A 7,725-nucleotide genomic window follows, 5' to 3' on the forward strand; every position below is an offset into this window, starting at 1 on the left:
GACCATGGCACTCGACCTCGACACGTATGTGAAGGGTGTACTCGACGGCAAGCGGGCGGTCATCGCCCGCGCCATCACGCTCGTCGAGTCCACCCGTCCCCAACACCGTTCGCTGGCGCAGGAGTTGCTGACCGAGCTGCTGCCGCACAGCGGGCGGGCGCGGCGGATCGGCGTCAGCGGGGTGCCGGGCGTGGGCAAGTCGACGTTCATCGACGCGTTCGGCACGATGCTGACGGGGCTCGGGCACCGGGTGGCCGTCCTGGCCGTCGATCCGTCGTCGAGTCGTACGGGCGGCTCCATCCTGGGCGACAAGACCCGCATGGAACGCCTCGCCGTGGACCCCGCGGCCTTCGTCCGCCCCTCCCCCACCGCGGGAACGCTGGGCGGGGTGGCGAAGGCGACCCGCGAGTCGATCGTGGTGATGGAGGCGGCGGGCTACGACGTGGTGCTGGTGGAGACGGTCGGCGTCGGCCAGTCAGAGACGGCCGTCGCCAACATGGTGGACTCGTTCCTGCTGCTCACCCTCGCCCGCACCGGCGACCAGTTGCAGGGCATCAAGAAGGGCGTCCTGGAGCTGGCCGACGTCGTCGCCGTCAACAAGGCGGACGGCCCGCACGAACGCGACGCGCGCTCCGCCGCACGTGAACTGGCGGGCGCGTTGCGCCTGATGCACGGCGCGGACGCGTTCTGGGCCCCGCCGGTGCTGAGTTGCAGTGCGCGGGAGGGATCCGGCCTGGACACCGTCTGGGAGCGGATCGAACAGCATCGCACCCTGCTGGACTCCACCGGTCGGCTCGCCGCCAAACGCCGCGACCAGCAGGTCGACTGGACCTGGAACATGGTCCGCGACGACCTCCTGGGCCGTCTGCACGCCGATCCGGCGGTACGGTCCCTGGCGCCCGCCCTGGAACAGCAGGTCAGGGAGGGCGAGTTGACGGCCACCCTGGCCGCCGAACGCATCCTGGCCGCCTTCGGCCGACAGGGGCCCGCCTTCGGCCCACAGACAGGCCAGGAGCGGGACTAGGCGCGGACTAGGCGTCGCATTGTTCGGTGGCGGCGGGTCGGGCCAGGCCCGTCGTCCACTTCTCCTCGATGCGGCCGATCTTCCACACCAGCAGGGCGACCGCCCAGGTGGCGAAGAAGAGACCGACGATGACATAGCCGATGATGTTGAGGTCCAGGCCGGACACCCGGTCCCAGAACGGCCCGTGCAGATCGGCCTGGTCCGCGATCAGGCCGAGGAGTTCGACGGTGCCGACGATGAGCGCGACGGCGACGGACAGGCCGGTGACGGTGAGGTTGCAGTAGACCTTGCGGACGGGCTTGGAGAAGGCCCAGCCGTAGGCGAAGTTCATGAACGAGCCGTCGATCGTGTCGAGCAGCGACATGCCGGCCGCGAACAGGACCGGCAGACAGAGGATCGCGTACCAGGGCAGGTCGGAGGCCGCGCCCGAACCGGCCAGCACCAGCAGCGCAACCTCCGTGGCGGTGTCGAAGCCGAGGCCGAACAGGACGCCCAGGGGATACATCTGCCAGGGCTCGGTGATCGACTTCATCAGTCGGCCGAGGAGGCGGTTCATGAGGCCCCGGTTGTCGAGCTGCTCTTCGAGGGCGGCTTCGTCGAACCGGCCGGAGCGCATCTGCCGGAAGACCTTCCAGATCCCCACCATGATCACCAGGTTGATGATCGCGATCAGGTAGAGGAACGCTCCGGAGACGCTGGTGCCGATCCAGCCGGTGACGCTGTGCAGCGCGGAGTCGTCGTCCTCGACCGGCCCGGCCAGTTCCCTGACTCCGAGGGAGAGCAGGAAGGTCAGGGCGAAGACGACGCTGGAGTGGCCGAGGGAGAACCAGAAGCCGACCGACATGGGCCGCTGCCCCTCGCTCATCAGCTTGCGGGTGGTGTTGTCGATCGCCGCGATGTGATCGGCGTCGAAGGCGTGCCGCATGCCGAGGGTGTAGGCGGTGACACCGATCCCGATGCCGAACGTCCTGGTGCCCAGGTGGTAGTGCTCGGGGGCGACGATCGCCACGAGCGTGAACCAGCCGATGATGTGCAGCGCCAGGATGAACGCGGCCATCCCGCCGAGGCTCGCCCACTCCTTGCGGGTCATCGATGTACGGATGCGGTTCATCGATGTACGGGTGCGGTTCATGCGGTGCGTGGGCCTTACTCGTGGACGCACGACTGTTTTCAGCCGCACCCACAAGGTTTCTGCACATAGTTTGCAGGTACAAGAATGGCGCGGCAAAGGCAGCACCAGGTTTCGCCCAACGCGCAGATGCGCCACGCGCCGCAGACTGTCCCCTTCCGACCATGGCCGGTCGCGATCCGACCGGGTAAGCGGCCCCTTCCTCCCCTTACGTTGGGTCAAGCCGTGGGCAGGCATGTCCGCCGCGGCGGAAAGGGCCCCCACAGATGACCATCCAGAACGACGCCCGGACGCTTCGTACCTGGCTCGACGACGCCGACCGCATCCTGGTCGCGGCCGGTGCGGGTCTGAGCGCGGCCGCCGGGTACGACTACGGCGACGTCGAACGCTTCAAGGAACTGTTCCCCGCGCTGTACCGGCTCGGGCTGCGCTCCCGGTACCTGCTGGGCGTGCCGCTGCCGCCCGACATGATGTGGGGCTACTGGGCCGTCCATATCGACGACATCCGGTTCGGGTCCCGGCCCAACTCCCTGTACCGGCAGCTGCGCGCGCTCGTCGGCGACCGCGATCACTGGGTCATGACGTCGAACGTCGACGCCCTGTTCGCCCGCAACGGCTTCGAGCCGGCACGGGTCTTCACGCCCCAGGGCGACTACGGCCGGCTGCAGTGCACCGTGCCCTGCAGCCAGGAGACCTGGGACGCCCAGCCGCTCTACGACCGGATCCGCGCCGCGTACGACCCGGCCACCGGGCGGGTGACCGACCCGGCCGTCCTGCCCGTCTGCCCCCACTGCGGAGCGGAGGTCTTCCCCAACGTGCGCGTGGGTCCCGAGTTCGTCGACGGCGCGTACATGCCCGCCGGGGACCGGTTGATGCGGTGGCTCGGCGACACGCCCGCCGGCTCCCGCCTGCTCGTCCTGGAAATCGGTGCCGGTTTCCATACTCCTGGCGTGATTCGCCGGCCCGCCGAGAACGTCGTACGCCACACTCCAGGGGCCCGCCTGGTACGGGTCAATCCCGATCGCCCGGAGGTCCCCGCCGATCTCGGAGACCGGGCCCTGTCCGTACCGTTCGGCGCGGACCGGCTCCTGAACGCACTCGATGCACGCGAGACACTCGACGCACGCGACGCACGCGACGCACTGACGGAAAGCGACCTCTGCCATGACTGATCTGTCCGCACCGACCGTGGTGGTCACCGGCGCCACAGGACGCCTCGGCGGGCGCGTCGCCCGCCGACTGGCCGACGTCGTCCACGGCACCCGAGACACCACGGGCACCACGGGTACTACAGGCACTACAGGCACTACAGGCATCCGAGGCTGAGACATGACCAATGCTCGCCCCGGCCCACCGCATCTCGCGGGAACCCCGGTCGCACTGCCCCTGGACGCCTACCGTGCGGCCGTCTCACTGGACCGGCCGTTCCGACCGGTCGCACCGCCCGCCCCGGCCGACCGGCTTCTCGGGCATGTCCGAGAGGCGCTCGGTCTGCTCGGCGTCGACCCGGCCGTGCGGCGGCTCGGACTCGACGCGAACACCGTCCGAAGCCTTCGCGACGCCGACTTCGGAACGGCTCGCCAGGCGCTGAGGGCACTGTTGACCGTCCGCGCCCCCGGCCCGCTGCCCGACGGCGTGACAGCCGAGTTGGACGCTCTGCTCGGCGGCGAACGCCTTGCCCGTCCCGCCGCCGACGCGCGCACGCTCCCCACCGTCGCCCAGAGCTTCCCCGGCACGCGCAGTCCGGCGGCCGACCGGACCGTACTCTGGCAGGGCGACATCACCGCCCTCGCCGCCGACGCGATCGTCAACGCCGCCAACAGCGCTCTGCTGGGCTGCTTCGTCCCCCAGCACCCCTGCATCGACAATGCCATCCACAGCGCCGCGGGCCCGCGGCTGCGCGAGGACTGTCACACCGTCATGAGCAGCCAGAACGCGCCGGAACCGACGGGCACCGCGAAGATCACCCGCGCCTACCATCTCCCGGCCCGGTACGTTCTGCACACCGTCGGCCCCATCGTCGACGGTCCCCTGCGCCCGCCGCACGAGCAGGCGCTGGCGTCGGCCTACCGTGCCTGTCTGGACCTCGCCGCCGAGGTGGACACCGTCCGCACCCTGGCGTTCTGCGCCGTCAGCACCGGCGTGTTCCGCTTCCCCAAAGCCCCGGCCGCTCGCATCGCGCTGCGGACCGTGGCCGACTGGCTGAACACCCACCCGGGACGGCTGGACCGCGTGGTCTTCACCGTGTTCGGCGAGGACGACCGGACCGCCTACGAAACCCTCTTGGCGGGCGCCCCCGACAGCGGCCCCGGCCGGTGATGCCGACACGTGCGGTGCCGGTGAGGGCCAGTCCCGGACAGTCCCGTCAGAACAGGCCGTTGGAGTGCGGCAGTTCGGTCGGGACCGGGGCGATGACGTCCCAGTGCTCGACGATCCTGCCGTCGGCGACCCGGAAGAGGTCCCAGTAGGCGACCGGCACTCCGAACTCGCCTTCTGATTGCAGCAGTACGAGATCACCCTCGGCCACGACCCGGTGAATCGTCTTGTAGACGAGGTTCTTGCCGTGTTCGGCCCACTTGGCGGCGGCAGCGCCGAAGCCGTCGAGGCCGTCGGCGGCCTCGGGGTTGTGCTGACGGTAGGTCTCGGTGGAGATGAAGTCGGTCAGCACCGAGTAGTCGGCGCCCTTGAGGACCCGCTCCGCGAACTCCGTCACCAGCTTGCGGTTGGCCTCGGTCGCGTCGGGATCGCTCGGAGCGCTCGGCCCGTCGGTCTGCGTACGGCCGGAGGCGGTGACCGTGACCAGCGGTGTGAGCGCGTCCCAGTGCTCGGCGAGCCTGCCGTTCGCGTCGACGCGGAACAGGTCGAAGGCGACCAGCGGCGCGGGGCCGAAGCCGTGGTAGACACCGTGCAGCGCCACCAGGTTCCCGTCGGCGATCACCCGGGCGCCCTCGTAGCGGAAACCCTCCGGCAGACCCGTCACCAGCTGGCGCAGCGCCTCGGGCCCGTCCGCGGCCAGGCTGCTGTGCTGACGGTAGTCATCGGACACCCAGCGGTCCACGGCACCGGGGTCCTTCTTGCCGAACAGCTCGCCTGTGGCCTGGACGACGATTTCCTTGTTGCTCACGACCCGACTCCGATCTATTCATTTCCATACATGCTCATACATTCCGGCGGGCATTCGCGGGCATCCTGCGCCATCTTGCCCACCGGCCCGTGCTCCACTCTCGCCGGATGCCGGCGTTTGGGCACGGTAGAGTCAGGCATGGCTATGGTCGAAATGGGACAGCCTCCGGTGATCGAGCGCGGCTACCGCAACCCGGCGCGGCCGGATCTGGGGCTGGAGGTACTCGGCTTCGCCGACCTCAGGGACCGCCTGCCGGGCAGTGAGTTCAACCGGGTGCACCGGCTCGACTTCCATCACCTCACCCTGGTCCACGGGGGCGAGGGCACGGCCATGGTCGACTTCGTCGACATCCCCTGCGGGCCCGGGACGCTCCTGCACATCCGTCCCGGCCAGGTGCAGCGCCTGGCCACGGAGCCCGACGGCCGCCCCGCCGCCCTGGACGCCACGGTCGTGCTGTTCACCCCCGAGTTCCCGCCCCGGCTCCCTTCGACCGCACCGGTGACCGACGACCCGTTCGGCCCGGCCCGCCGACAGCTGGCCCCCGACGACCACGCCCGCCTGCGCCACGCCCTGACCGACCTCGCCACCGAGTACGCCGACGCCCAGGACCCCGAGACGGACAAAGAGCTGCTACGCCTGCTCCTCGCCGCCCTCCTCCTGCGCATCGCCCGCCTCCCCGAGCCCGAGGACACGCCGCGCACCGGTCCTGGCACCGGGACCGGCACCGGCACCGGCACCGAGCCGTACCGCCTCTTCCGCCACGAACTGGAACGGTCGTACGCCGTCCTGCGCCAGGCGCACGACTACGCCGCCCGGCTGGGCTACTCCCTCAAGACGCTCAACCGCGCCTGCCAACGCGCCACCGGTCACACGGCCAAGCAGCTGATCGACGCCCGCGTCACCCTGGAGGCCAAGCGCCTCCTGGCCCACACGGACCTGCCAGTCGCCGCCATCAGCCACCGCCTGGGCTTCACCGAGCCGACCAACTTCAGCAAGTTCTTCACCCGCGCGACGGACCGAACCCCGGGCACCTTCCGCGACACACAGCGCTGAGGCACAGACCTCCCGCGCAGGGCCGGCGCGCTGAGCGCCGAAATCTCCCAGCAACAAGCTATTGACATGACATTTGGACAGGAGTCATCGTACTCGCACTAGAGCGCGCTAGTAGAGCGCGGCAGTGCAGTCCTCGTGTGACAACTCCCCGGGGGTCCCCCGGAGCGAAGGGATACGTGCGTGATGCCGTTCGAAGTGCTGACCATGGGTCGCGTGGGGGTGGACGTGTATCCGCTCCAGACAGGCGTGGGACTGGCGGAGGTCACTTCGTTCGGCAAGTACCTGGGCGGCAGTCCGACGAACGTGGCGGTGGCCGCCGCCCGGTACGGGCGTTCGGCGGCCGTGATCACGAAGACGGGCCGGGATCCGTTCGGCGAGTTCGTGCGGTCGGCTCTGGAGGGGTACGGGGTCGACGCGGGGTTCGTGGGGGTGTCGGATGTCGCGCCGACGCCGGTGACGTTCTGCGAGATCTTCCCGCCGGACGACTTCCCGCTGTACTTCTACCGGCTGCCGAAGGCTCCCGACCTGGACATCGAGCCGGGTGAGCTGGACCTGGAGGCGGTGCGGGACGCAGCGATCTTCTGGGTGACCGGGACCGGATTGTGCGAGGAGCCGAGCCGGTCGGCGACGCTGGCGGCCCTGGCGCATCGGGCCAAGTCCGGTTCCACCGTCTTCGACCTCGACTGGCGGCCGATGTTCTGGTCGGACCCGTCCGAGGCGCGGGCGTACTACGCGCAGGCCCTGCGGCACACGACGGTGGCGGTCGGCAACCTCGACGAGTGCGAGGTGGCGACCGGTGAGCGGGAGCCGTATGCGGCGGCGAAGGCGCTGCTGGCGGCGGGTGTGGAGCTGGCGGTGGTGAAGCAGGGGCCGCGCGGTGTGCTCGCGATGGACCGGGACGGCTCGGCCGTCGAGATCCCGCCGGTCCCGGTGGACGTGGTCAACGGGCTCGGCGCGGGGGACGCCTTCGGCGGCGCGCTGTGCCACGGGCTGCTGGCCGGCTGGGACACCCGGCGCACCCTGTCCTTCGCCAATGCGGCCGGGGCGATCGTGGCGGGGCGGCTGGCCTGCTCCGAGGCGATGCCTACCGAGGCCGAGGTCGAGGCCAAGCTCCGTGAGGCGTCCCTCGTCTCCTCCGAACGAAAGGCGTGACGACGTGCTGTCCGAGAACGTGAGCCGGATCGTAGCCGCCCGGGTGAGCGATCCCGCCGCCGTCGCGGCCGCCGCCGCGCGCCGGGTGAAGGCCGCCTCGCTGCTGGGCGAGCACGGCAAGGCCATGATCGTCGCCGCGGACCATCCAGCGCGGGGCGCCAACGGCGTCGGCGGCGACCCGAACGCGATGGCCGACCGCTTCGAGCTGCTGGACCGGCTGTGCGTCGCGCTGGAGCGGCCGGG

8 protein-coding genes are annotated in these 7,725 nt (G+C 70.4%); 6 read left to right on the forward strand and 2 right to left on the reverse strand.

All coding sequences use genetic code 11. From position 1 onward, the window contains the following. Positions 1-4 precede the first annotated feature (4 nt). Positions 5-1,024, forward strand: coding sequence for a methylmalonyl Co-A mutase-associated GTPase MeaB (gene meaB / locus ACWD4O_RS29175; RefSeq protein WP_451284320.1), 1,020 nt, complete (start codon positions 5-7; stop codon positions 1,022-1,024). 7 nt (positions 1,025-1,031) lie between these two features. Here meaB and ACWD4O_RS29180 read toward each other — a convergent pair whose 3' ends face one another. Further along, complete coding sequence (locus tag ACWD4O_RS29180; RefSeq protein ID WP_451284321.1) at positions 1,032-2,156, reverse strand: HoxN/HupN/NixA family nickel/cobalt transporter; 1,125 nt, start codon at positions 2,154-2,156, stop codon at positions 1,032-1,034. Positions 2,157-2,419: 263 nt separating this feature from the next. Here ACWD4O_RS29180 and ACWD4O_RS29185 point away from each other — a divergent pair, with 263 nt between their 5' ends. After that, complete coding sequence (locus ACWD4O_RS29185) at positions 2,420-3,325, forward strand: NAD-dependent protein deacetylase of SIR2 family (RefSeq protein ID WP_451284323.1); 906 nt, start codon at positions 2,420-2,422, stop codon at positions 3,323-3,325. Positions 3,326-3,482: 157 nt separating this feature from the next. Next, entirely contained in the window at positions 3,483-4,472 is a 990-nt protein-coding gene (locus ACWD4O_RS29190; RefSeq protein ID WP_451284325.1) for a macro domain-containing protein, read from the forward strand. A 46-nt stretch (positions 4,473-4,518) separates the two neighbouring features. Here ACWD4O_RS29190 and ACWD4O_RS29195 read toward each other — a convergent pair whose 3' ends face one another. Continuing rightward, the gene (locus ACWD4O_RS29195; RefSeq protein ID WP_451284327.1) at positions 4,519-5,277 is read right to left on the reverse strand and encodes a nuclear transport factor 2 family protein; all 759 of its coding nucleotides are present in this window, start codon (positions 5,275-5,277) and stop codon (positions 4,519-4,521) included. Positions 5,278-5,415: 138 nt separating this feature from the next. On the opposite strand from ACWD4O_RS29195, the gene ACWD4O_RS29200 reads away from it, so the two are divergent. The 3 genes from ACWD4O_RS29200 to ACWD4O_RS29210 all read left to right on the forward strand — a co-directional run. Then, positions 5,416-6,330: an AraC family transcriptional regulator gene (locus ACWD4O_RS29200; protein ID WP_451284329.1), complete on the forward strand. Its 915-nt coding sequence runs from the start codon at positions 5,416-5,418 to the stop codon at positions 6,328-6,330. Positions 6,331-6,513: 183 nt separating this feature from the next. Beyond that, positions 6,514-7,482 (forward strand): 5-dehydro-2-deoxygluconokinase, encoded by a 969-nt coding sequence (iolC, locus tag ACWD4O_RS29205; protein ID WP_451284331.1) that lies wholly within the window; start codon positions 6,514-6,516, stop codon positions 7,480-7,482. A gap of 4 nt (positions 7,483-7,486) precedes the next feature. Continuing rightward, positions 7,487-7,725, forward strand: a 239-nt coding sequence (locus tag ACWD4O_RS29210; RefSeq protein WP_451284332.1) for a Cgl0159 family (beta/alpha)8-fold protein, incomplete at its 3' end; no start/stop codon positions are given.

Source organism: Streptomyces sp. NPDC002623, assembly GCF_053592635.1.